Below are 26,311 nucleotides of genomic sequence, written 5' to 3' on the forward strand. Positions count from 1 at the left end.
CATTGACCGTGAATGCAAAATATCGGGAAAGTTACGTTCACGATGCTCAAATTGCCCATAACGAAAAGTCAAGACAAAGAATGTCAACCTTGATTTTACGAAGACATATGTTTTCAGCCGTTAACGCCGCTTGTTCCCGAAAAGAATTTGAACCTTCCGGTAGAACAAATATCTAGCCCATCGGAAAAGTTGTCGCCTGTCGGCGATCGACAATATGATTTTTGGAAATATCATTGCAATTTCTTACGCCTGGCGCGAAAGTGGCTAAGAAAAATTGCCCGTCTATAGAGAGAGTAAAAATAATGGCAAAAAACTGTGATGAAGCGACAAGAGATCGTGTTTGTGAAGAATTGAAAACAGCTTTCGGAGAACGGTTCAGCAGCAATCTTTCTGTTCGTCAGGCGCATTCCCATAACATAACAGCTCTTTATCAACAATGTCCTGATGGCGTTGTTTATGCCACATCCAAGGATGATGTTGCAAAAATTGTAAAGATTTGCGCGCATTATAAAATGCCGATTATCGCCTTTGGTGCGGGCAGTTCTATCGAAGGGCAGCTCAATGCTCCCAAAGGTGGCATCAGTATTGATTTTTCAAAAATGGATCAGGTCGTATCTTTCTCGCCGGAAGATATGACAATAACCGTTCAGCCCGGCATTACCCGCGAAACGCTGAATAGCTGGTTGCGCGATAGCGGGCTGTTCTTCCCCATCGACCCCGGTGCAGATGCTTCCATTGGCGGCATGGCCTCAACGCGCGCATCCGGTACAAATGCGGTGCGCTACGGTACAATGAGAGAGGCCGTTTTGAGCGCCGAGGCTGTTATGGCAGACGGATCTATTATCCATACGGCAAGCCGTGCCAAGAAATCTGCTGCCGGTTATGACCTGACACGTCTTCTCGTTGGCTCTGAAGGAACACTCGGCATTTTTACCGAAATTACAGTGCGTCTTCATCCGATACCGGAAGTCGTTTCGTGTGGAGCTTGCACCTTTCCGACGGTAACAGATGCATGTAATGCGGTGATTGAATCAATCCAATGCGCTATTCCGTTTGCACGTGTCGAACTTCTTGACGAATTTATGACCAAAGCCTGCAATGCCTATTCGGGATTGACACTTGATCCGCTTCCCACCCTTTGTGTCGAGTTTCACGGTGATAAAACAAGTGTGGCTGCGCAAGTTGCCCTTTTCGGAGAGATTGCAGCCTCTCACGGCTCGAAAGATTTCAAACATTCCACTGACCCCGATAAACGTGCCGAATTGTGGAAGGCGCGCCATGAAGCATTCTGGGCAGCGCAAGCAAGCCTTCCTGATTGCGATGTTTTTTCGACCGATGCATGTGTGCCGATTTCACGACTTGCCGATTGTGTTGGTGAAACACAGAAAGATCTGCAAGAGCATCACCTGATCGGCCCCATGGTCGGGCATGTCGGCGACGGTAACTTCCACGTCCTGCTGGGATACCATAAAGGCAACAAAGAGGAAGAAAAGAAGGTTTATGAATTTTCCGAAAGATTGTCCGAAAGGGCAATTTCTATGGACGGGACCTGCACCGGCGAACATGGTATCGGGCAGAGAAAAGCCAAATATCTCAGGCTCGAACTTGGCAACGCTGTCGATTACATGTGGGCAATAAAGAAAGCTCTTGATCCGGATAATATACTCAATCCCGGTAAATACGGCTTTGAAGATTATTGAGATCGACAAAACTGATAAAATAGAGTGAACAGCCGGTTCAAAATTAGAATATTGGTGATGCAGCCGATTTATTTATGAGAGCCGGTTTCGTTCTTCTTTTTTGAACAATCTGCTTTAACCGGAAATCCCGACAGTCAAAAACTGTTCGGATTTCCGTTTTTTTCATGGCTTTTCAACGCCTATGGTTACGATTACGAAAAGTCGATATATCTGCGGCTAAAAATAAAATGAATGAACAAATATCCCCGTTTTCTCCATTCATGCGCTCGGCCTGTTGATGCGACCGGCCTGTGAATGCGACCGGCCTGTTCATGCGCCCGCTTTGAAAGTGCTATTTCCACCAATGGAACCGAACTTTGCTGTCTGACGCGTTTGTTTGTCACTTCCCTGTTTCATTCCATAATAGTTCATTTCATAACAGCCTGTTGAGGTTCGAGCGACTTGTGCTGGTTTCATAACTTGCAAGAAGACCATTAAAAGCCATTCCGAATTTATTGATATTGATTGTTTTTCAAAGTCATATCTACATCGCCATATCCGCAAAGACTTTTTAAAAACAAATATAATCACACTGTTTTACCTATTATTTTTAGGAATAATTTTATTTCAAAAAGATTTTCATTGAAAAATAGTGCAAAATCGTATCAACCTACTGGATGGCTATCCAATACGGGGTGAGGAGTGTAGAGAATGGCTAGATTAGATCAAAAGACCGTAGATCAAGTATGTAAAGAATTGGAAACGGCCTTTGGCAATCGTTTCAGCAACAATCTTTCAGTTCGTGATACCCACTCGCACAATGAAACAAAATTGCGGCACGAAGTGCCTGATGGCGTTGTTTATGCATTGTCAAAAGATGATGTTGTCAAGACGGTGAAAATTTGCGCCCGTCATAAAATGCCGATTATCGGTTTTGGTGTGGGAAGCTCGCTTGAAGGGCAATTGAATGCTCCGGTAGGTGGTATCAGCATCGATTTTTCAAAAATGGATCAAGTTGTGTCTTTTTCGCCTGAAGATATGACGATTACTGTACAGCCGGGAATTACGCGCGAAACATTGAATAGCTGGTTGCGCGACAGCGGGTTGTTCTTCCCGATTGACCCCGGTGCGAATGCATCTATCGGAGGAATGGCGGCCACACGCGCATCAGGTACAAGTGCAGTGCGTTACGGGACAATGAGGGAAGCCGTTCTGAGCGCCGAAGCCGTTATGGCTGATGGCAGCCTTATACACACAGCAAGTCGCGCAAAAAAATCTGCTGCGGGTTATGATTTGACCCGTCTTCTCGTCGGCTCGGAAGGCACTCTCGGTCTTTTTACAGAATTGACAATACGTCTGCATCCGATACCGGAAGTCGTATCAAGCGGTATTTGTACTTTTGCCAGTATTGGAGACGCATGCAATACGGTTATTGAATCTATCCAATGCGCTATACCTTTTGCACGTGTGGAACTGATGGATGAATTTATGGTCAAAGCGTGTAACGCCTATTCCGGTTTGACTTTGGAGCCACGGCCGACGCTTTGTGTTGAATTTCACGGTGACGAAGCAAGCGTTGCAAGCCAGGCTGCCACTTTCAGTGAAATTGCTGCTGCCCATGGTTCGACCAATTTCCAGCAATCGACCGACCCGGAAAAACGTGCCCAACTTTGGAAAGCCCGTCATAGCGCATTATGGGCTGCCGAAGCAAGCTTACCCGAATGCGACGTCTTTTCTACAGATGCCTGTGTGCCTATTTCACGTCTTGCCGATTGCGTTACCGAAACGCAAAAAGACTTGAAGGAACACAATTTGATTGGCCCCATCATTGGTCACGTCGGAGATGGCAACTTCCATGTTTTTGTCGGTTACCCGAAAGATAACGAAGCGGAAGAAAAACGCATCTATGAATTTACTCAAAGACTGTCGGAGCGTGCAATTTCAATGGGCGGCACTTGCACCGGCGAGCACGGCATTGGCCAGCGCAAAACCAAATATTTGCGCATAGAATTGGGAAAAGCCGTAGATTTTATGTGGACCATCAAACAGGCACTTGACCCCGACAATATTCTCAATCCCGGAAAATACGGTTTTCCAGATAATTGAGAAATACCACCGCGTTGTTGTGCTTTTCATCATGAGCAGCATATAGCAAAGTTACACGGGGGTGTTTTTCGAGGGAAGAAAGATATTGCCCGATTGCTTGGGATTGACCATCAAGCTCGGTAATATAACGGCTTTTGAATTCTTCCCATTTGCTCACATCGTGGTTGAACCAGTGACGTAAATCATTGCTCGGAGCGAATTCCTTTTGCCAATCGTCAAGATGGGCTTTCTCGCGTGAAAGCCCTCTCGGCCAGAGACGGTCAATCAATACGCGCCAACCGTCATCTTCCGAATATGGTTCATAAACCCTTTTTATCGTTATTTTCATAATGCTTTCATCCAAATTTGCGATAAATCCGTTAGCTCGAAATAGCTTATCATGAAATTTATCAATATCCGAATATGATAAAATCCATATTATTTTTTGCTACGATTTTTCAAAGACAATGCCGCACACAATTCGCACCAGATTTTTATTCATTCCTATCAGCAAAAACCTTGATATATTTATTATTGATATAGTTTTTCATGTCGTGAAAAACCCCATTGCCGGACTATAAGCTGTTTTATTTATAATAAATTAATAAAAACAATAATTTAATAGTATATATACGAAAAGTTGAATGACCATAACTAATAAAACGCTTAAACTTCTTCCTGTCGATATTGACATAACAGTCAATTTGAATAATCCTTTTAATCGAACGAAAAGGAGCAAGAGGAGGCCTTGAGTTCATTTCACTTTATAGGTGAAAACAGGAGTTTTTGTTACTTCTAAAACTAATAATTTTATTGGAATTATGCTGTCTCCCGGAAATGCGAGACGAATATAATTTGCCTGAAACGCAAATTGTAACAGAGAAAACTCGTATTTTAACAAGTAAAGCGCAAGTTCTTCTGTAGAGCATATTACAAGTAACAATATTCTCCTGAAATTGAAAACTATTCCTGTTACGGAAGAGGAGCCGTTATGGATAAAGAAACCATTTCCCGAATTGAGGCGAACCCGGCCTATATCACGTTAAGGAAAAAACGTAACAGACTGGGCGGCGTTCTCACACTTATAGCACTCGTTGTCTATTACGGTTGGATTGCACTGATTGCCTTTGACAAACAATTTCTGAGTTTACGCATTGGAACCGGCGTTACAACGATAGCCATCCCGATCGGGATTGGTGTGATTGTGTTGATGGTTCTGCTGACTGCAATCTACATTTTGATCGCCAATAGCAGTTACGACAATTATATTGATGAAATCAAGAAGGAGGTCAAACAATGAGCCTCCTTTATTTTTTTAAAAAACCCGTTATTTTCGGAACCGCCCTTGCACTACTCGCCAGTATCAACGCGAAAGCTGATGCTATTGGCGGCGAACTTCCGAAACAGGCCACCAATTGGTCAGCAATAATCATGTTTTTCGTATTTGTTGCTTTGACTTTGTGGATTACCAAATGGGCTGCCAACCGGACCAAATCACGCGCTGATTTCTATACAGCCGGTGGCGGTATAACAGGTTTCCAGAACGGCTTGGCGATTGCCGGTGACTTTATGTCGGCCGCTTCGTTTCTGGGAATATCGGCCATGGTGATGAGCGTCGGTTATGATGGCCTCATCTATGCTGTCGGCTTTCTCGTCGGATGGCCTATTGTCATGTTTCTCGTTGCCGAACGCCTGAGAAATTTGGGGCGGTTCAATTTTGCCGATGTCGCAGGTTTCCGTTTTGCCACCGCACCGGTACGTATATTCGCCGCCTGTGGTACGCTGGCCGTTGTGGCGTTTTATCTTATCGCGCAGATGGTCGGTGCCGGCCAGCTTATCAAACTCCTGTTCGGACTGGATTATCTTTATGCCGTTATTCTGGTTGGCGTATTGATGATGATTTATGTGCTGTTCGGCGGCATGACAGCAACAACATGGGTACAAATTATCAAAGCGGTTTTGCTACTTATCGGCGTAACTTTCATGGCGTTCATGATATTGCTCAAGTTCAATTTCAGCTTTGAAAATTTCTTTCAGGCTGCAGTCAATGTCAAAGCAAGCCTGTTTGCCCAAAAAAACTCGGTTGACCCGACTTCACCTGAAGCAATCGCGGCAGGACAATCCATTATGGCGCCCGGTGGCTTCATTAAGGATCCTGTTTCGGCTATTTCTTTCGGTATGGCACTCATGTTCGGAACTGCCGGATTACCACATATTCTGATGCGATTTTTCACTGTGCCAAATGCAAAAGAAGCGAGAAAATCCGTTTTATGGGCAACTGTCTGGAATGGATATTTCTACATCGTTATCTTCATCATCGGATTTGGCGCGATTGCATTGGTTCTTTCCGACCCACAACTTTCAGCCCCGCTTTCGAGTGGTGCAGGTGCTGCCAATATGGCGGCTGTTATGGTGGGAAAAGCTGTCGGCGGTAATATGTTTTACGGTTTCATATCGGCCGTTGCATTTGCGACCATTCTGGCCGTCGTTGCAGGGCTTACGCTTTCCGGTGCAACCGCAATTTCCCATGACATTTTCAATATGGTCATTAAAAAAGGAACAGCGACCAGCGATGTCGAATTGCGTATATCGCGTATTGCCACGACACTTATCGGCATTATTGCAATCCTGCTCGGCATTGTTTTTGAACAACAGAATGTTGCCTTCATGGTGGCGCTTGCTTTTGCTATTGCTGCATCGGCAAATTTCCCTGTTCTTCTGCTTTCCATTTTTTGGAAAAAATGTACGACAAGGGGTGCAGTCATTGGCGGCTTTCTCGGATTGATTTCTTCGGTTGGTCTTACAATCGTGTCGCCTGCCGTATGGGTTTCGACATTCGGTTTTTCACCGGATACGGTTTTGTTTCCATATACCTCGCCTGCTCTTTTTTCGATGATATTGGGTTTTGGCGGCGTATGGCTGTTTTCGATAACGGATAACAGCAGCCGTGCACAGCAAGACCGTGCCGGTTTTGCTGCCCAACAAATCCGCTCCGAAACCGGTATTGGAGCCTCTGTAGCATCCGACCATTAAACCGGTCGGTAGCTATAGAGTTCAAAACCGATATGTCAGGGCATAGGATAATTTTTTAAAAAAGGCGGTCAAAGACTGCCTTTTTATCATTTTGGTTGGTTGTTCTTTTTTGTCACCGGATTAACGGCGTTTCCGATTATTGATGGTGACGCAAGTTTTACAAACCCCGTCAACCTTCTCGCTTGGTTTTCCGGTAAAGTTCAAGGTTAAGGCCAACAGCTATCAGAAGGATCAATGCAGTCACAAAAAAGACCGGACGAACACCGAACCATCCGCCGATAAAACCACCGCAAACCGGCCCCAATACCTGCCCCACATATTGTGAAGAAACAAAGAGTCCCAATATTGTTCCCACTGCATAATCGGGAACGAGATGACGTAAAATAGCGGTGACACAGGGAATTAACCCGCCAAGCGCCAGCCCCAACAAAAACCTTAAAACAACAAGTGCCCAGGCAGAGGTTACAAATGCTTGCGGCAGCAACAGAATGACCGCCACAACCATGGCACCTAACAGCACTTTCCAATGTCCGATATGGTCGGCAAGTCTACCGAGTTCGGTTGCCGACAGGGCACTTCCCAAGGCGGTCATGGACATGACCAGCCCCGCCCAGAAAGTGACGCTTGCCCCACCTTTTTGGAGCGTCTCGACATAAATTGTTATAATGGGTTCTATTGAAAGATTGGCAAAAGTCAAAAGTGCTCCGGTTGCCAACATGACAATAACACTTTGGTTGAAAAGACCGCGCACCCGCCTTTCTTCGGCTTTATCACGACGACGTTCGACAAAAACATTATGATTTTCATGGATTGCGAATGTCGTAACGATAAAAGTGATAAATATTAAAATACCAACTGCAACAAAGCAGGTTCTAAGGCCAATATAATCGGGCAAGATACCGCCAATCAACGGGCCGATAAAATTGCCGCTCATAACGCCGGAAGAAATAATGCCCAACGCCCATCCGGTCTTGTCTTTCGGCGTTTGGGTGGCCGCCAGAATAGCCGCACCGGAAGCATAGCCACCCGCAAGCCCCGTTAATAATCGCAATAAAACCAATTGGGTAATGCTTGTAACAAAGCCCATCAATCCGATTGCTATAGCCATCCCCAAACTTGCTCGTACAAGCATGAGCTTACGTCCGTACCGGTCACCAAGACGCCCCCATAGTGGTGCTACAAGAGCCGCCGAAAAAAATGTTGCGGCATAGGCAATGCCCGACCATTGTGAAATTGCTTTTGGATTATCAATTCCGACTTCTTTAACAAAAAGTGGCAAAAAGGGAAGAAGCACAGTCATTCCGACGATCGTCGTAAAAGCACCGAAAGCCGATATAACGAGATTTCGTCGCCAATAAGGTGACACTTCTTCAGTTTGCCCGACCATTTCCTTTTGCCCTACCTCTTCCATCGCTGTAATATATCTGTTTTAATACAGGCCTGTCTGTTGAATTTCATCAGGGGCTGTTCAAAATAAAGTGCCTGATCCCGACTTTTTTCTGCTCTTCAATCGGGTTTACGATCGTTCCTATCCCACCATGAAAATGCCATGCGTATCAACCGGACATTTTTATTGTTTCTTGAAATAGAAAACAGCCAACCGGCTTTTACAGGCATTCACGGGTATTCACACGCATTTACTAGCATTCATTAGCCTTCACTGGCAGAAAAATATGTTTCATTCCGCTTTCGAGCCACTGACAAAGTTTAGCTTCTCGAAAAAAGCAAAAGGGAAAAACGCGCTTTCGGATTTCATTTATGAAATGAACGTCTCGTATTTTATGCCTGATAAACCGATAAGTGATAAATTTAAAAATTATGAAACGGTTTTTAAAAAGGCAAATGAAGTTAATGAATAGACGGCACGATACGATTATATTAAATTACGTCGTTTTCTAAACTTCGAGAGCATTTTCTTTGACTATTTTGCAAATTGTCATCCTGTTGATTTTGGTGTTTGTGCTGGCTTCAATGCTGGCCGTATATGCATATGGACGCTTTGCAAAAAGTGCACGTGGTGAAAATTCTTACGCTCTTAAAGTTGACGAAAGCCGGACTGAGCTCGACCGCAAGATAGAAGATTTGGCAAAACGCGAAAACGGTCTCGGCATTGAAAAAGATGGGCTGTCACTCTTTATCAATAATCTCGACGCCTTTGCCGGACGTGCGGTTGCAACGGAACTTTCCGGCCGCAGTCTCGATTTGATGTATTATATATGGGATGATGATCTCACAGGGCGTCTTTTGTTAAAAGAAGTAATGGACGCTGCCGAACGCGGTGTACGTGTGCGCATGTTGCTTGATGACATTAATGCGCAAGGGCGCGACCCTGCCTATGTGGCTCTGGATAAACACCCGAATATAGAAATACGCATGTTCAACCCCGGAAGAGCAAGGAATGGTGGCTTGAGGCGTGGCCTTGAGATGATGTTACGTGCACTAACAGTCACCCGCAGAATGCACAACAAAGCGTTCATCGTTGACGGGCGCATAGCGTTTGTAGGTGGGCGCAATATTGCCGATGCTTATTTTGGTGCAGGCAAAGCGTCCAATTTTCGTGACCTTGATTTGATGCTTGTCGGGCCATCTGTCAAAAAGGTTGAAACAATTTTCGATTCATTCTGGAATAGTGCGGTTGCTTTGCCAATCCATGCTCTTGCGGTTCCCAAAAAAGCCCGCGACATCAATTATTGGAAAAACAAGCTGACACAATTCCACGATTCCGGAAATGCCAAGCCTTATCTCGATTATGTGCAGGCTCATATGAACTTCGAGCACTTTATCAAACCGCAGCATAAGCTTTTTCCCGTTGTCGCGGTGGATGTCGTTTCGGACCCTCCCGAAAAAGCGCTGGGACACAGACCGGAAAACTGGCTGATGACCGTATTTTCGCCGTTAATTGACAGTGCAAAAACAGAACTTCAAATTACATCGCCCTATTTTGTTCCAGGGAAAGCGGGAACCGAACGGCTTTGTACACTTGCAAAAAATGGTACCGATGTGCGTATACTCACCAATTCGCTGGCAGCCACCGATGTTGCGGCTGTTCACGGTGGTTATGCCCCTTATCGAAAACCGCTTCTTAAAGGTGGAGCCAAACTTTACGAGCTAAAACCCGATGGCGGGCCACACCGGTTGCGCCTGTTCGGTTCCGGCCGTGCAAGCCTTCATACCAAAGCATTTCTGATTGACGGCAAAACAGCTTTTATCGGTTCTTTCAATTTTGACCCGCGATCGGCTTCACTGAACACAGAAATGGGTATTTTGTTTGAATGCCCGCAGATCTCCGACAGGCTGAACAAGCTTTTTGCCGAAGAAACAACAAAAGAGATGAGCTATCATCTTCATCTCGACCATAAAAGCCGCATTTATTGGAAATATGTTGAAGATGAAAAGCCATGTATTGCGAAACGTGAACCGGAAAGTCGTATATGGCGGCGGGCTTTTGCAAAATTGATAAGTTGGTTGCCTATCCAGTCCCAATTGTAAGAAAATAACCGGTGCGCCAAATTTCTTGATTATCAAACGAGGCTTGAAAACGGCACGTTCATCTTGCTTGAAATCCGACTATTCAAGAATATGCTGCATCAGGACTTGTTCCATCTATGAAGAGCGGGCAAGCGTTTTCTTCATAAAAAGCAAAACAAAAAGAAATTTAAAAGTGCTTTGTTTGTCTATTAAAATCTATGTCGAAAAAAAGACGGATCTTCTTATAAATATCTTGAAAATATCCATTTCAATTTATTGATAGACCAACTTCTGTAAAATGCATGTATAGCTTTTATCGGGAAAAATCGTGAATGATATAGTTTGCAACTTCATGTGTTATTTTTCCTCATTTGTTATTTTTGCTGAAATCGCAATTTCCGTGCTAATTCCAGTGATGCACTGAAAATGAAAGGAAATCCCGATAGATCACAACTTTATTTTGTGACTCACAATTACCGGTGATGCCGATATAATTCTCGAAATTTATAAATATACGTTAAAAAAATAATACAATTACTCTTTCCAATTTTATTCCGGCGTGTTACAAACCAGCGCCAATCCATAAGAAGCAATACGAATATGCCGCGGTACTTTGTTCCAGCGGTTCGTTCGTTTTTAAAGGAATATTGGACATGGCAAAAATCATCGAAACAGCAACAGGTAGAGAAGCACTGACATTTGACGATGTGCTTTTACAGCCTGCCCATTCTGAAGTTATGCCGGGACAGGTCGATCTTAAAACGACTGTTGCAACCGACATCGTTTTGAACATACCGCTCTTGTCGGCGGCAATGGATACAGTAACCGAATCCAGATTGGCGATTGCCATGGCACAATCGGGCGGAATGGGTGTCATCCATCGCAATATGACACCATCCGAACAGGCGGAGGAAGTCCGCCAAGTCAAGAAGTTCGAGTCCGGCATGGTTGTCAATCCGGTTACGATCGGACCGGAAGCAACATTGGAAGAAGCCAAGGCACTCATGGCTGCACATGGAATTTCCGGTATCCCTGTTGTCGAAAACGGCGAAAAAGGTCCGGGGCGTCTTGTCGGTATTCTGACGAACCGCGATGTCCGTTTTGCTTCTGATCCCAAACAGAAAATCTACGAATTGATGACACGCGAGAACCTTGTCACCGTTCGTGAAAATGTCCAACATGACGAAGCAAAGAAACTGCTTCATCAAAATCGCATCGAAAAGCTGCTGGTCGTCGATAATGAAGGGCGTTGCGTCGGGTTGATAACCGTAAAAGATATAGAAAAATCCCGTCTCAATCCGAATGCTGCAAAAGACGCACACGGGCGTTTGCGTGTGGGGGCGGCAAGCACCGTTGGTAAGGATGGCATGGAACGCGCCGAACGGCTTATTGATGCCGGTGTCGATATTCTGGTCATTGATACTGCCCATGGCCATTCGCAACGTGTGCTGGATGCAGTCAAGGAAATCAAAAAGATTGCAGGTTCGACTGCCGTTATGGCAGGAAATGTAGCAACACCCGAAGCAACACAAGCACTCATTGATTGTGGTGCAGATGCTGTAAAAGTCGGGATTGGCCCCGGCTCCATTTGTACGACACGCATCGTTGCAGGTGTTGGTGTGCCACAGCTTTCTGCAATTATGGGAGCTGTTGAAGTTGCCGATAAAGCCGGTATTCCGATTATTGCCGACGGCGGTATCAAATATTCAGGCGACCTTGCCAAAGCTCTGGCTGCTGGCGCACGAGCTGTCATGATCGGTTCACTGCTTGCCGGAACGGAAGAAAGCCCCGGTGAAGTTTATCTCTATAAAGGTCGTTCGTTCAAAGCCTATCGTGGCATGGGATCGGTTGGCGCGATGGCGAGAGGTTCTGCCGACCGCTATTTTCAGGCAGATGTCCATGACGAATTGAAGCTTGTTCCCGAAGGCATTGAAGGTCAGGTTGCATATAAGGGGCCGGCAGCCTCTGTTCTGCACCAACTTGCAGGTGGCTTGCGGGCTTCAATGGGCTATCTCGGTGCGCCGAACCTTGAGGAATTTCGTAACAAGGCAACATTCGTTCGCATCACCAATGCGGGTCTCAACGAAAGTCACACACACAATGTGTCGATCACGAGAGAAAGCCCGAATTATCCAAGTGCAGTTTTGTAAAGTGCAATCTTGTAAACCGGATAGCCCTTGTCGACCGGAAATGGCGGCAAGGGCTTTTTTGTGCCGAACAAGAAAATCCATTCCTTATGCAGTGAAAAGCTTCAAACGTTTTCGGCCTATATTTCAAATGGCTGGAAAGCACATTCCCGCGCAAAAATTTGAAATTTTGTTGACAGCCTTAAGAAGGCCGCGCTGGAGTCGTTCCAGCTTGTACCCAATTCTATTCGGCCTGTGCTGACAGAATTCACCTTTTGCATTCAGTACTTTCCATCACATCCTCGCAACACGGCGAAAAATAGACAAGGAAAAACCGGAGATCTTATCTGCCGCAAAACGATTTGCAAAATGCGATGAAAACCTTCCGACAGAATAACAACTGAATAACTGTCGCGTCCGGATTGGTTGGAATATGTATCGATCCGGCAATCACAGTTCCCTCCCGTGAAGTCGGGAATCAAACAATGAAGTTCCTTGCCTGTTCAAGAATGGGAAGAGCGAGTGACTTCACCAAATCGGCCAGAAGTTTGAAATCTTTCGAGCGGCGGGAACGTCTTCTCCAGAACAGGCAAATATGGCGCTTAGGCGTTTCTCCTTCAAAAGCGACCACGCTGATATTATCAAGCCGTGCTTCTGTCGAAACAGCAATTTGCGGAATTATTGTTATTCCAATGCCGTTCGCAACAAGCTGCATCAATGTTGTCAGTGAAGACGCGGTAATGTCGTGGCGATATTTTTTTGTTTGGCAGGCTTCAAGCGTTTGGTCGCGCAGGCAATGCCCTTCCTCCAACAACAACAATTTACCGGTGTCGACATCCCCTTGACGAACGTTTTTATAAATCGACTGCGGGTCGTCACGCGGCAACGCATAATAAAACTCATCGTCAAATAGAAATTCCGAAACAAATTCGCCATCCTCCAGCGGAGTGGCAGCCAAAACTGCATCAATCTCGCCGTTGCGTAACAATTCGACAAGACGATCGGTTTTCGCCTCTTGTATCTGGAGCGAAAGAGATGGATATAAATGGCGCACCTTCGGCAACACCGACGGCAATATATAAGGTGCAACTGTTGGTATAATACCCAGTTTAACCGGATAGCTCAAAGGTGATTCATGGGCTGCAACAATATCGCTCAGGACAGATAGGCGAGCCAGAATATCATTGATTATCGGCAGAAAATTACACCCTAACGGCGTCAATATAATCCGTTTGGAAGTTCTCTCGAATAGCGCTGCACCGGCTATCTTTTCCATTTCGGCAATTTGCACGGAAAGCGCCGGTTGCGATATACCCAACTTTTCGGACGCCTCCCCGAAATGACCGGTATTGGCGAGAATTTGAAAATAGCGAAGCTGTCTTACAGTGAACATAATAAGTTTTTCTTATATAATTTAAAACAAAAATCAATTGGATTTTATTTGCTAATTGAATATTATCAAGCCGTTCTGAAGAAGAACGGGGTAGTACCTTGCCGGAGGGTTTTCTACCTATTACAGAGATTGAGAGCTTGCTATTTATTTTTCGACTTGGAAAATTTCAGGTTGGAATGTGGCGAGCGCTCAATCTGTGGCCGTAACAGATATTCTTCAGTCAACGCTTCAATGTTAGGTCATCGTTAAAAAACAGGTGACCGTAAGGAGGTCGGGACATTCCCCCTATGTTTCGGCCTCCTTTCCTTGATATTTTTTTGATACAAAGAAACCATCATACAAATCAGAACATGTGTTTTTTTGCCTTGGTTTTTCCGAAACAAGGCAAACAAAGTTCTCTCTTGCGTTAGGCTTTCCTTTAATCCGTTGGATTTCCTATAATAAGTGCCGGAACTTTTATTTTCTGTATCAATGTCTTATGAAACGAACCGAATATAAGTTTTTTAATTTTTGCTTTGTTGAAGGCACTCAGAATAATCATATCGACTTCATTTTCATCAACAATCCTGTTAATGCCTTCTCCGTCGCGATCATCCTCCAGAAGCAAGGCGGAAGCCTGAACTCCCTCTTCATCCAACTGTTTTATAATTTGCTCGACATCTTCGGATACCGCATTAAATGCATATTTTGAAAACGCTATATATATGGTTTTATTGGTAAAAAGCGGATATTGCCGTATATAGCGAATTGCCAGATCAAGTTCAAAGTCGTCATCATAAATAAGAAGTGCCTTATCAATCGGACCTGCATTGATAGTTGCAGCCAATACCGGTTTCGGGGAAGCGCGTATAATAGTCTCGAAATTACCGCCAACTTCCGATTGTTGGGTTTTATTGACAGTCTTTTGCCCCTGCTTGCCTATAACAATCAATGACGACTTTTTACCATAAAATCTTATAGCCTCGTCCAGACTGTCATAACGCAACTTGGTATCAACTGCATTTTTTGTATGCTTCTCGATATAGGCTTTCGCGTTATCCAATACTGTCTGCCCCAATTCCTGCATCAGGCGTGCATAAGAAGCATTATCATCATGGATCCCGCCCAGAAAATCCGTATAGAAGCGTTTATCAATATCTTTTGCAATATCTGCGGGAATCGCAACATCCGCAGACATTTTATCGAGAACATTCAATAATCTGATTGGTGCGTTCAACTCTTTTGAAGCCCAAATGGCGAGATCACAAACCGATTTCCAATATAAAGAGGAATCAACGAGCGCAAGTATTGGTTCTTCCATGTAATTCCCTGTCTTGCCGTTATCATTAGCGATTCAAAATTAAAATATTAATTTAGTTTGTTATTTTCTATAAAAATAATACATTATACAATAATTACATTCAATATCTTTGAAACTTTTTATATAAATTGTTTTAAAACTTTTTTAAAACAAATCTAAACATAATTCTTTACTCGAATATATATCTATAATAGTTCTAATTTCACATTTGAACGCTTCAATATATTTTTTAAAACGGGATCACCCGAAAAACAGGAAAATATTTTCCAACAGAAACAATTTTTAAAATAGAGCGATTGCTTATCAAACCCTGACATATTCCAGTGTTCGTTCAATTGGCTTCGGCAATTCCGGAATAAAAAGGACAACCACCCATATGACGGCAAACTGCTTCGTTCTTAAAGTGAAAATCTCAAGCCCGCTTACAACCGTTGCAATCGGAATATATGCGACACATGCCGATATGGTATTGAACCCGCAGGGTGTGCCGAGCCGGATGAAAGCCTTTAACCGGATTTTATCCTCACACCATAACCTTATCTAATGAGAAATTAAATAATTTAAAATTAGAATTAATTTAAACTTGCTCTATCTTCTTTAGGTGTGACGTTTTGAAAACAATAGATTTGGAGGCTCTCATGAGCGAGCGGATTACATTGACAACAACGGCGGGAGCTGCCGTACCTGATAATCAGAACTCCATTACTGCAGGTCCACGTGGTCCTGTGTTGATACAAGATTATCAATTATTGGAAAAATTGGCGCATCAAAATCGTGAACGCATACCGGAGCGGACAGTTCATGCCAAAGGTGTCGGCGCTCATGGTGTGCTGAAGATTACCGGTGATATTACCCGTTATACGAAAGCTGCAGTGTTCAAACCGGGAACCGAAACGCCGATGCTTGGTCGTTTTTCCACTGTTGCCGGTGAAAGAGGAGCGGCCGATGCCGAACGCGATGTTCGCGGTTTTGCATTGAAGTTCTACACGTCCGAGGGCAACTGGGATCTGGTTGGCAACAATACGCCGGTCTTTTTTGTTCGTGATGCATATAAGTTTCCTGATTTCATCCATACGCAAAAGCGCCATCCGCGAACCAATTTGCGCTCGAACACCGCTCAATGGGATTTCTGGTCGCTTTCGCCTGAAAGTCTGCATCAGGTAACAATTCTGATGTCGGATCGCGGATTACCGATCGATACAATGCATATGAATGGTTATGGCTCCCACACTTATTCACTGTGGAATGAAAAAGGTGAACGTTTCTGGGTTAAATTCCATTTCAAAACAATGCAGGGACATAAATTCTACACCAATGCAGAAGCTAAAGAACTTGTAGGCACGACGCGCGAAAGTTCACAGGAAGCACTTTACAATGCGATCGAAAGTGGCAATTTTCCGCGTTGGAAAGTTCAGGTTCAGATTATGCCCGAAGCAGACGCTGACAAGACACCTTATAACCCGTTCGATCTGACAAAAGTTTGGCCTCATAAAGATTATCCGCCAATGGATATCGGTATTATGGAATTAAACCGCAATCCGGACGATTATTTTGCAGAAATCGAAGAGGCTGCTTTCTCGCCTTCCAACATTGTTCCGGGCATCGGTTATTCGCCCGACAAGATGTTGCAGGCACGTATCTTCTCTTATGCCGATGCGCACCGTTATCGTTTGGGCACGCATTATGAACAAATTCCGGTCAACAAACCCCTTTGCCCTGTTCATAATTATCATCGTGACGGGCAAATGAATACATATGGCGGACATTCGACCAATAATGTTGACGCCTATTATGAACCGAATTCGTTCAACGGCCCTGTAGAAGACAAATCGGCACAGGAACCGCCGTTAAAAATTTCCGGCGACGCTTATCGTTACGATCATCGGGCTGGCAATGACGATTACAGTCAGGTAACAGCACTTTTCAATCTGTTCGATCAAGACCAGAAAAACCGGTTGTTCTCCAACATTGCCGATGCAATGGAAGGCGTTCCCGATTTTATTATCGAACGTCAGCTTGGACACTTTGAAAAAGTCCATCCGGATTATGCCGCAGGCGTACGGGCTGCCATAAAACGTAAAAAAGAAAGCAAATAATTTCCATGCATTGAAAAAGCGGGCTTTTCAGCCCGCTTTTTTATAACTTATCCCGAACTTGTTCAGGCGCCGGTTTTGATAGCGATCTTCATGACCCCGTCGCGTTGGTGCGCAAACAGATCATAAGCCTTTTCTATATCATCCAGTTTATAAGTATGTGTAACGAGCGAACGTAAATCAACGCTGCCATTTTCAACAACATTCATTAAACGGCGCATACGTTCTTTACCACCGGGGCAAAGACCACTCACAATATCAATATCTCCGAGACCTGCGCGATAACCTGCCAGCGGTATTTTCAGATCATTAGAATAAACTCCGAGACTGGACAATGTACCGCCGGGGCGAAGAACATTCAGACAAGACTCGAAAGTCGGCTGCGTACCCAAAGCCTCGATAGCAACGTCAACGCCACGCCCGTCTGTCAAGCGCATGATTTCTTCAACAGCATTGCAGGCTTTGAAATCGACCACATGGGTTGCACCCAGTTTTTTGGCCATTTCCATACGAGCCGGCACTGTATCAACACCGATAATCGTTGTTGCGCCGCATAATTTTGCACCCGCAACAGCACACAAGCCGATCGGCCCCAAGGCCCAGACAACAACAATATCACCGATTTTTACTCCGCCACGTTCGGCACCGGAAAAACCGGTCGACATAATATCAGGGCACATCAACACCTGTTCATCGGTAAGATTGTCAGGAATGGCACATAGATTTGCCGCAGCGTCATTGACACGCAAAAATTCGGCTTGGGCACCGTCAATCGTATTGCCGAATTTCCAGCCGCCCATAGCCTCGAAACCATGTTTCGTATGCGGGCCATCTTGCGAACCACAACCACACATACATGCATTGGAGATGCCGCTTGGTGTAATCGCACCGGCAATCACACGTTGCCCCTCACGGAAACCTTTGACTTCGGAACCGAGTTTTTCGATAATTCCGACCGGTTCATGACCAATTGTCAAACCTTTTTCTACCGGATATTCGCCTTTGAGAATATGAATATCAGTTCCACAGATTGTGGTTGTAGTAATGCGGATCAATGCATCCATCGGCCCGATATCGGGAACCGGCTTATCTTCCAGCACAATCCGGTTTTTTTCTACAAATACTGCTGCTTTCATTTTGGCCATAAAGCACTCCCTTTCAGCTTTTATCCTAGAGCGTTTCAACGAAGTTGATTATACTGGAATTAAAGTGAAAGTGAAATAGTATTTTTTGCAATGTTTATTTATTTATACTATTAAAATATAATCAAAATTTAAAGAATAAAAAACAATATAAAATATATTACATAATATATTTTATCTATTCTAAAAAAATCAGAAAGCACCCTCGTCAGGTGCTCTCTGAAAAGCTATGCTATTATGTTCTAAATTGCAAATCAATTCTGGATATAGACAACATGGGTATGCGTATATTCGAGAATTCCATGCTTGCCGTCGGCACCACCGATGCCCGATTTTTTAACACCGGCGTGGAAACCTTGCATAGCCTCGAAATTCTCGCGGTTGATGTAGGTTTCTCCGAAACGGAGTTCATTTGATGCACGCATGGCAGTCGAAAGATCTTTGGTATAAATGGATGATGTCAAACCATAGATCGTGTCATTGGCCATTTCTATCGCTTCATCAATTGTATCAAATGAAACAACCGGGAGAACCGGTCCGAACACTTCATTCTGCACAATTTCCATTTTCTGTTTGCAATGGGCAAGCAATGTCGGCTCATAGAAATTACCATGTTTCATATCGGCAGGCTGACCGCCAACAAGGCATTCAGCACCTTCTTTAAGTGCCCTTTCGACAAAGCCGGAAACCGAAGACAAAGCCGACTTGTTAATCAACGGCCCCATATCGGCATCGGCCATTTTTTCCGGATCGCCATAGCGGACGGCCTTCATGGCTTTGCTCATTCTTTCAAGAAAGTCTGCCTCGATGGATTTGTCGACATAGACACGTTCTGCACAATTGCAGACCTGACCGGTATTGATAACGCGCGAAGCAAGAATTGCCCGCACGGCGAGATCAAGATCGGCATCCTTGGCAACAATTGCCGGTGCTTTACCGCCGAGTTCCAGATTGACTTTGGTAATGTTCTTTGCAGCAGCAGACATAATACGAACGCCGGTATCGACAGAACCGGTAAAGCTTACAAGCCCGACATCCGGATTTTCGCAAATATTCTGGCCGGTGGTTGAACCACGCCCGAAAACCATATTGAATACGCCCTTTGGCAAATCCGTATTGGCAACGATCTTGGCGAAAATTGAAGCGTTGAGCGGCGTTTCGACACTTGGCTTGATGACAATCGTATTGCCGACAAGAAGTGCCGGTGCCATTTTACGGGCAATCAGAAAGAAAGGAAAATTCCACGGCAAAATGCCGCCCACAACACCAATCGCCTGCCGCATCAACAAAATTGTTTCTCCGGGGCGATCGGAAGGTATAATTTCCCCTTCAATGCGACGTGCCCATCCGGCCATATAATCCATATAGTCGGCCGTAAAATTTGCTTCCACCTTTGCAAGTGCCTGGGTTTTGCCTTGTTCCCTGACCAGAATGTTTGCGACCTCGTCCGCATGTTCGCGCACCTTCTGGGCAATCTGCTTTAAAAATTTTGCGCGTTCTATCGCCGGTAATTTCTCCCATGCCGGCTGTGCTTTTTTGGCTGCGGCAACAGCCCTGTCAACTTCTGCCTTCGGAGTGTCGTAGATTTCTCCGATCACTTCGTCAGTTGAAGGATTGGTAACGGCGATCGTCTTGCATCCTTTGCAATCGACGAGCTTGCCGTCAATAAAGTTAAATTCAGGTGTCATAAAATCCTCCACGTATTTCTAACTTATTATGCCTATGTCAAACTCTGACACAGGCATTACAGAATAGTCTAAATCCGTAGATTATGCAATTTTGAGAAATATTTTTCCTGAAAATAGCTATTAAAAAGAAAAAAAATCAAAACACGTTTTATTCTATTTAGAATAATTATAGAGAAATATTAAACCCGCATTCCATTCAATAATAAAATCCACTTAATTAACCGGCTAAATATAATGGAAAGTAACCGGAGGCGGTCAAATTGCGCCAATTCTTAGAAGATCATGGAAATGGACAAGGCCAACCGGTTTTTTATTTTCCACCACCAGAAGAGCACCAATTTTATGATCGTTAATCAAGGCCGTTGCCGCGCCAACCATCATATCCGGTGTTACCGTTTTGGGGTCTTTTGTCATCACATCATTGACCGTGAGTTTTGAAAGGTCGCGATTGATATTACGGGCAAGATCACCATCGGTAACAATGCCTTCGAGGTTGCCTTCATTATCGACAACAGCAACACAACCAAAATGTTTTTCTGTAAGCACCTGCATGGCATCTTTCATCGCTGTACCACTTTTGACAATCGGGATACGATCGCCACGATGCATAATATCACGGATAAATTTCAAATTTGCTCCAAGTGAACCACCGGGATGAAAAATCTTGAAATCACTGGCAGTAAATCCGCGCATTTCGAGAAGTGCAACCGCCAGTGCGTCACCCATTGCAAGCTGCATTGTGGTCGATGTTGTGGGAGCAAGTCCATGCGGACAAGCTTCTTCCACTTTAGGCAAGAGCAACAATATATCGGCAGCCTGCCCCAAAGCCGAATGTGCACCTGATGTCAAAGCAATGAGGGGAATACGAAAACGCGCGGCATGATTCAAAATTCCGCCGAGTTCGACCGTTTCACCCGACCACGATATTGCAAGGATGACATCCCCCACTTCGATCATTCCCAGATCACCGTGGTTAGCTTCCGCAGCATGGACAAAAAATGCTGGAGTACCGGTGGAAGCGAGGGTTGCGGCAATTTTTGTACCGATATGCCCGCTTTTTCCAAGACCCGTTACAATAACGCGTCCTCTGGATTGGAGAATTTTTTTAACAGCTTCGGCGAAAGGTTTGGAAAGACCATCGTCGAGTGCCTTTTTAATAGCCGCAAGTCCGGCCATTTCAACAGAAATTGTGTGATTGGCAGATTGAACTGCGTCAGAAGCGGAAAATTGAAGGTCTTTATCGGTCATCATGACCCGATTTGATAAAGCAAATCGGGTCAGACGTCTACTATAGTTTTATTTTTTTGTAGTGTTCAGCAATGCTGTCAAAGGTGCCAAAACCTTTTCACGCATATCAGAGCGCGAAAGCGCAAAAGCAACGTTCGCCTCGATAAATCCTGTCTTGGAGCCGCAATCAAATGTTGCCCCTTCAAAGCGATACCCGTAAAAATTCTGGTCTTGTGCAAGTGAGCGCATACCATCAGTCAACTGGATTTCGTTGCCGGCACCTTTTTCCTGTCGCGACAGAATATCGAAAATTTCCGGCTGCAAAATATATCGCCCGTTAATATAGAGGTTGGAAGGAGCTGTGCCCTTTGCCGGTTTTTCCACCATCTGGGTTATTTCAAACCCGTGGGCGACCGCTTTACCTTTGCCAACAATACCATATTTATGTGCCTCTTCCGGATCACATTCCTGAACAGCAACGATATTGCCGCCGGTTGCTTCATAAAGGCGAACCATTTCCGAAAGGCACCCTTTTTCGGCTTGCATGACCATATCAGGCAAGAGAAGAGCAAAAGGTTCGTTTCCAACAAGCTCGCGAGCACACCAAACCGCGTGCCCTAATCCCAAAGGCTGTTGTTGACGGGTAAAAGATGTTGTGCCGGGTTGCGGTTGTAAATCTTTAAGGTGGGCCAACTCTTCTTTTTTTCCACGTTCGGCAAGCGTCGTATAAAGTTCGACTTGTGCATCGAAATAATCTTCGATAACCGCTTTGTTGCGACCGGTCACAAAAATCAGGTGCTCGATGCCGGCTTCACGTGCTTCGTCAACCACATATTGAATAACAGGCTTATCGACGACGGTGAGCATTTCCTTCGGAACTGTTTTGGTTGCCGGTAAGAAACGTGTTCCAAGTCCCGCCACGGGGAAGACTGCTTTACGGATTTTTTTCAAACTGCTCTCCCGATATAATCGACTTTACAAATTGACTCGGTTGCATTCTATAACGTGGATGATGGAAAAAGCATGTTCACAGCCATCATCTTTTTTCGCAAGATGCAATCTTAAGTGATGACATTATAATAGCCAAAGGCTAAATAAATTATCAATGCCACTATGAAAATGTCATTTTCCCGATTTATTTTCCTCATGAAGCCTACGATAAACCGTTCATAAAAATAAAAAACGGATTACTATTGTGAAGGGTGCATTTTTGCAAAAGGCTGACATTTCTAACGCGCGGAGCACATATGAAAATGAACAGCAATAATATCGAAGAGAAATCCGGAAACCGGATAACCAGACGATTGGCAATTTTCGGCGGAGTGTGTTTCGTTGGCCTCACCTGTTCTGTACCTGCAATGGCGCTCGGTTCGGACATTGCGTTCCGCCGCTGGATTGCCGATTTCAAAAAGACTGCATTGAATGCCGGCATTACATCGGTAACTTTCAATCTGGCTTTCAAGGGGGTTGATTCTCCTGATCCGGAGGTGCTGAAGAAAGCTGCCTATCAACCCGAATTTACGGATCCGACGTGGAATTATTTTGACAATCGTGTGCAGGACAATGCCATTGCACTCGGTCGTGCGCATGGGAAAAAATGGGCAAAATGGCTCAACGCAATTGAAAAGCGTTTCGGTGTCGATCCCAACATTCTTTTGGCTATCTGGTCGATTGAATCCGATTTTGGCGAGGCCATGGATCGAGACACGGCAATGCGCGACGCGATACGCTCGCTTGCCACTCTCGGCTATGGTGACAAGCGGCGGGCAAAATATGCACAAACACAACTGATTGCAGCACTGAAGATTTTACAATCGGGCGATATTGACAGGGCTCATTTGCAAGGTTCCTGGGCCGGTGCTTTGGGGCATACGCAATTCATTCCCACGAGTTACCTTATTTATGCTGTCGATATGGATGGCGATGGCAAGCGCGATATATGGACATCGGTTCCCGACGCTCTCGCCACTGCCGCCAACCTTTTGAAGAAAAATGGCTGGCAGGAAGGCCGCGGCTGGGGATATGAAGTCATTCTGCCTGAAAATGGCAAGTTCCCGCCCGGTTCGCTTACTCTTGCCGAATGGGCAAAAATGGGTGTCAAGCGCGCCGACGGAAAGCCGTTTGCTTATCCTTCCGATAAAGCCACTTTGAAACTTCCGGACGGTCGCAAGGGGCCGGTATTTCTGGTGACAAAAAATTTCTTTGTTATCAAACGGTATAACAGTGCCGATCGTTACGCATTGGCGGTTGGGTTGCTGTCCGACAGGATCGCAGGGCGGCCCGGATTGGTAAAAGATTGGAACCGTCCATTTACCCCGCTTACCATTCAGGAACGTCAGGAATTGCAAACCCGATTAACGAAATTGGGTTATTATCACGGCAATATTGATGGCAAAAACGGTGAAATAACCAAAAAAGCCATTCAGGCGTTCCAAAGCCGTAACGGCTTGCCAACGGATGGAAATCCAAGTCGGGAACTGTTGACCATTTTGCGTAGCCGCTAATCCGGAAATTTTTCGATGAAAAATATCTTGAGGATCACCATACTGATTTTGCCTTTAAGCATTCTGGCATTCGCACCTTCAAACGCAGATGCACGCAATCTTTTTGATATCATTTTCGGCCGCAAGCAACAGACGCAGCCCGATTATCCGCCACCACCGCCGCCGGTGAAGAAAAAACGCATTATCAAAGCACCTGCCCCGCAGAAAACAAATCAGAAAGCACCGGATGCAAAACGCATTCTTGTGCTGGGAGACTTTGTCGGCAATGCCGTGGCAGACGGATTGAACCAGCTTTATGCGGAAAATCCGAAAGTTGTTATTCTTGCTTCGACAAACCTGTCTTCGGGACTTGTCAATGAAAGCCATTATAATTGGCTGGACAATATCGGAAAACTGGTAGCGAAGGAAAAACCCGACATTATTGTCATGGCACTTGGAGCCAATGATAATCAGCCTATCAAAACGGGCGAAAAAACCATTAATGTCGAGGATAAGGAATGGAGCGATAATTACCGCCAAAGAATAGTTTCACTTTCGGGCGCGCTGAAAGGGACAGGGAAGCCATTTTTATGGTTGGGGAACCCGTCGTTCAAAGACCCGCAGCTCAGTCAGACCATTTCTTCACTCAACAGACTTTACAAACAACAGATGGAAGCGGCCGGTGGCCATTTCGTTGACGTTTGGGAAGGTTTTATAGACGAACAGGGAAAGTTTGCACTTTCCGGCTATGACGTTAACGGGAAAACGGTACGCCTCCGCGCCAATGATGGAATTAATTTTACCAGTGCAGGCAAGAAGAAGCTTGCCTTCTATCTCGAAAAACCATTGGAAAATCTCATTAGTCTCAATGGAGACAATGAAGGTGACAAAGTCAAGGTTGATCCGAACGGGCCTGTTATTTCCATATTACCCCGTGATGTCGACCGCGTTGCACCCATCGGCTTTTATGATATGGCAGGCCAGAACAATGGTTTGTTAGGAGACACAGAAACACCGAAACCCGACAAAGCCGAAGATCATTGGAAGCCCAAAAATGGCAAAGAGGCCGGACGCGCCGACAACTTTTCTTCAGTCCAGTAAAATTGCGTTTTTTTTGGGGGGCGTAAACCCGATTTTTGTGTTCGGAAAATCAAAGGTTAACAGGCTTTTCTAAAGCCCGAAATCGAACAGGGTGAAGTCGGAGTGAAGACTTTTAAACAAACCGAAAACCGGATGATAGCGACCGCAACAAGATTGCTTCCGCTTATTCGACCGCCTCTTCTATCTCGTCAAGCGTATCATCGGATAGGCCGAAGTTGCGGCCGATTTCCTGAATGAGGACGTGGGTAACAATGTCACCCAATGCTTCATCATTTTCCGACCAATAATCAAGAATAGGCCGCCGAAACAATGTCATCCGGTTCGTCTCGTTACCTGTATTGAGCGAAAAACGTTCACTAATTCCCTGCCCTTCAAACAATCCCAAAAGCTCGAAGGGGGATTCAAGTCCCATGTCATCCATCATTTGATCGTCGGGAAAATCTGTCACCGATATAATAAGATCATCGCAAAGAACCCGAAACTTCGACGGCAAATTCGCAAAAGAATTGCGAGCAATCGAGTCGAGTTCATTGAGACTTGGAGACAGGCGGGAAGCCCAATTATGACTACGGTCTGGTCTAGCCATATAAATTACATGCTCCGTTGCTGCTATTTTAAAACGCGGTACATAAAACACGCAAGTTAGCGGCCAATTCAAATTTCAAATTGATGTTATTCAGCAAAATCCGCTTTATTCAAGCCCAAGGATGTTCCTTTGCATTCTTTTTTTCAAACGAATCTATTTCCGAGACTTTGCGCATGGTAAGACCAATGTCATCGAGCCCGTTTAACAGACAATGGCGACGAAATTCATCAAGATCGAATTGCAATGTACCACCATCCGGCCCATGGATTTCCTTTTTTTCAAGGTCGATGGTCATGGTTGCATTGGCACCACGTTCTGCATCTTCCATCAGTTTTTGTAAATCTTCGGGACTGACAATAATTGGCAGAATACCGTTTTTGAAGCAATTGTTATAAAAAATATCGGCAAATGAAGTTGAAATAACACAACGTATGCCGAAATCGGCCAATGCCCAGGGCGCATGTTCACGCGAAGAACCACAACCGAAATTATCTCCGGCAACAATGATTTTGGCATGACGGTAAGCCGGTTTATTCAAAACGAAATCAGGATTTTCCGACCCGTCATCAAGATAGCGCATATCCGCAAACAGCCCTTTACCAAGACCGGTACGCTTGATCGTTTTCAAATAATTTTTCGGAATAATCATATCGGTATCGATATTAACAACCGGCATTGGCGCTGCAACACCCGTCAGTGTTGTGAACTTTTCCATTTTTCAAAATCCGAATTTTAGAGTTTTTCCAATAGTTCTTACTACTGCATGAAGGAGCTGTCAAAACCAAGATAGAAGGCTTTATTATATTTCCGTGATCGCCTCAAAACTATCCGGCTCAATGACAGCACCATATTTTTCGCTTCACCCACAGACAAATTCCCGAAAACCCGATTTATCGTCATGCATTAA

20 protein-coding genes are annotated in these 26,311 nt (G+C 44.9%); 10 read left to right on the forward strand and 10 right to left on the reverse strand.

Going from position 1 to position 26,311, the window contains the following annotated elements; translation table 11 throughout:
- Positions 1–302 precede the first annotated feature (302 nt).
- Both H3S94_RS01020 and H3S94_RS01025 read left to right on the forward strand, forming a co-directional pair.
- Positions 303–1,700 (forward strand): FAD-binding oxidoreductase, encoded by a 1,398-nt coding sequence (locus tag H3S94_RS01020; protein WP_077991203.1) that lies wholly within the window; start codon positions 303–305, stop codon positions 1,698–1,700.
- Between the two features lie 690 nt (positions 1,701–2,390).
- Positions 2,391–3,785 carry an FAD-binding oxidoreductase gene (locus H3S94_RS01025; RefSeq protein ID WP_077991201.1) on the forward strand — a complete coding sequence of 465 codons (1,395 nt, stop codon included), beginning with the start codon at positions 2,391–2,393 and terminating at the stop codon, positions 3,783–3,785.
- On the opposite strand, the gene H3S94_RS01030 is transcribed toward H3S94_RS01025, so the two are convergent.
- The gene (locus H3S94_RS01030; RefSeq protein ID WP_077994457.1) at positions 3,751–4,113 is read right to left on the reverse strand and encodes a DUF488 domain-containing protein; all 363 of its coding nucleotides are present in this window, start codon (positions 4,111–4,113) and stop codon (positions 3,751–3,753) included. The two genes, H3S94_RS01025 and H3S94_RS01030, sit on opposite strands and share 35 nt — an antisense overlap.
- Positions 4,114–4,755: 642 nt before the next feature.
- Here H3S94_RS01030 and H3S94_RS01035 point away from each other — a divergent pair.
- A complete protein-coding gene (locus H3S94_RS01035; RefSeq protein WP_077991196.1) occupies positions 4,756–5,064 on the forward strand; it encodes a DUF485 domain-containing protein in 309 nt (102 codons plus the stop codon).
- Positions 5,061–6,797: a cation acetate symporter gene (locus H3S94_RS01040; protein ID WP_198240042.1), complete on the forward strand. Its 1,737-nt coding sequence runs from the start codon at positions 5,061–5,063 to the stop codon at positions 6,795–6,797. The genes H3S94_RS01035 and H3S94_RS01040 overlap by 4 nt, the downstream gene beginning before the upstream one ends.
- Before the next feature lie 169 nt (positions 6,798–6,966).
- On the opposite strand, the gene H3S94_RS01045 is transcribed toward H3S94_RS01040, so the two are convergent.
- Positions 6,967–8,184, reverse strand: coding sequence for an MFS transporter (locus H3S94_RS01045; protein WP_198240043.1), 1,218 nt, complete (start codon positions 8,182–8,184; stop codon positions 6,967–6,969).
- Positions 8,185–8,714: 530 nt separating this feature from the next.
- Here H3S94_RS01045 and H3S94_RS01050 point away from each other — a divergent pair.
- The gene (locus tag H3S94_RS01050; RefSeq protein WP_198230714.1) at positions 8,715–10,286 is read left to right on the forward strand and encodes a phospholipase D family protein; all 1,572 of its coding nucleotides are present in this window, start codon (positions 8,715–8,717) and stop codon (positions 10,284–10,286) included.
- Between the two features lie 632 nt (positions 10,287–10,918).
- Positions 10,919–12,415 carry an IMP dehydrogenase gene (gene guaB, locus H3S94_RS01055; RefSeq protein ID WP_077991184.1) on the forward strand — a complete coding sequence of 499 codons (1,497 nt, stop codon included), beginning with the start codon at positions 10,919–10,921 and terminating at the stop codon, positions 12,413–12,415.
- 454 nt (positions 12,416–12,869) lie between these two features.
- Here guaB and H3S94_RS01060 read toward each other — a convergent pair whose 3' ends face one another.
- Complete coding sequence (locus H3S94_RS01060) at positions 12,870–13,784, reverse strand: hydrogen peroxide-inducible genes activator (RefSeq protein ID WP_198240044.1); 915 nt, start codon at positions 13,782–13,784, stop codon at positions 12,870–12,872.
- Between the two features lie 418 nt (positions 13,785–14,202).
- Positions 14,203–15,084, reverse strand: coding sequence for a universal stress protein (locus tag H3S94_RS01065; protein WP_198240045.1), 882 nt, complete (start codon positions 15,082–15,084; stop codon positions 14,203–14,205).
- Positions 15,085–15,460: 376 nt separating this feature from the next.
- Here H3S94_RS01065 and H3S94_RS01070 point away from each other — a divergent pair, with 376 nt between their 5' ends.
- Together H3S94_RS01070 and H3S94_RS01075 are read left to right on the forward strand one after the other, a co-directional pair.
- Positions 15,461–15,628: a hypothetical protein gene (locus tag H3S94_RS01070; RefSeq protein ID WP_198240046.1), complete on the forward strand. Its 168-nt coding sequence runs from the start codon at positions 15,461–15,463 to the stop codon at positions 15,626–15,628.
- 94 nt (positions 15,629–15,722) lie between these two features.
- Positions 15,723–17,180: a catalase gene (locus H3S94_RS01075; RefSeq protein ID WP_077991174.1), complete on the forward strand. Its 1,458-nt coding sequence runs from the start codon at positions 15,723–15,725 to the stop codon at positions 17,178–17,180.
- Positions 17,181–17,242: 62 nt separating this feature from the next.
- On the opposite strand, the gene H3S94_RS01080 is transcribed toward H3S94_RS01075, so the two are convergent.
- The 4 genes from H3S94_RS01080 to galU form a co-directional block, all read right to left on the reverse strand.
- Positions 17,243–18,322, reverse strand: coding sequence for an NAD(P)-dependent alcohol dehydrogenase (locus H3S94_RS01080; protein WP_077991173.1), 1,080 nt, complete (start codon positions 18,320–18,322; stop codon positions 17,243–17,245).
- A 251-nt stretch (positions 18,323–18,573) separates the two neighbouring features.
- The gene (aldA, locus tag H3S94_RS01085) at positions 18,574–20,007 is read right to left on the reverse strand and encodes an aldehyde dehydrogenase (RefSeq protein WP_077991172.1); all 1,434 of its coding nucleotides are present in this window, start codon (positions 20,005–20,007) and stop codon (positions 18,574–18,576) included.
- A 255-nt stretch (positions 20,008–20,262) separates the two neighbouring features.
- Positions 20,263–21,255, reverse strand: a complete 993-nt coding sequence (locus H3S94_RS01090) for an SIS domain-containing protein (protein ID WP_198240462.1) — start codon at positions 21,253–21,255, stop codon at positions 20,263–20,265.
- 48 nt (positions 21,256–21,303) lie between these two features.
- Positions 21,304–22,185, reverse strand: coding sequence for a UTP--glucose-1-phosphate uridylyltransferase GalU (galU, locus tag H3S94_RS01095; protein WP_198230710.1), 882 nt, complete (start codon positions 22,183–22,185; stop codon positions 21,304–21,306).
- A 302-nt stretch (positions 22,186–22,487) separates the two neighbouring features.
- Between galU and H3S94_RS01100 the strand changes: the two genes are divergently transcribed.
- Both H3S94_RS01100 and H3S94_RS01105 read left to right on the forward strand, forming a co-directional pair.
- Positions 22,488–23,738 (forward strand): lytic murein transglycosylase, encoded by a 1,251-nt coding sequence (locus H3S94_RS01100; protein ID WP_369805701.1) that lies wholly within the window; start codon positions 22,488–22,490, stop codon positions 23,736–23,738.
- Positions 23,739–23,753: 15 nt separating this feature from the next.
- Positions 23,754–24,818: an SGNH family hydrolase gene (locus H3S94_RS01105; RefSeq protein ID WP_198240048.1), complete on the forward strand. Its 1,065-nt coding sequence runs from the start codon at positions 23,754–23,756 to the stop codon at positions 24,816–24,818.
- A gap of 163 nt (positions 24,819–24,981) precedes the next feature.
- On the opposite strand, the gene H3S94_RS01110 is transcribed toward H3S94_RS01105, so the two are convergent.
- Both H3S94_RS01110 and leuD read right to left on the reverse strand, forming a co-directional pair.
- Positions 24,982–25,404 carry a metallopeptidase family protein gene (locus H3S94_RS01110; RefSeq protein WP_198230708.1) on the reverse strand — a complete coding sequence of 141 codons (423 nt, stop codon included), beginning with the start codon at positions 25,402–25,404 and terminating at the stop codon, positions 24,982–24,984.
- Between the two features lie 109 nt (positions 25,405–25,513).
- The gene (leuD, locus tag H3S94_RS01115; protein ID WP_198240049.1) at positions 25,514–26,119 is read right to left on the reverse strand and encodes a 3-isopropylmalate dehydratase small subunit; all 606 of its coding nucleotides are present in this window, start codon (positions 26,117–26,119) and stop codon (positions 25,514–25,516) included.
- Positions 26,120–26,311: the final 192 nt, after the last annotated feature.

It is taken from the genome of Bartonella sp. B10834G3 (genome assembly GCF_016102505.1).
Classification (GTDB): Bacteria; Pseudomonadota; Alphaproteobacteria; order Rhizobiales; family Rhizobiaceae; genus Bartonella; species Bartonella choladocola.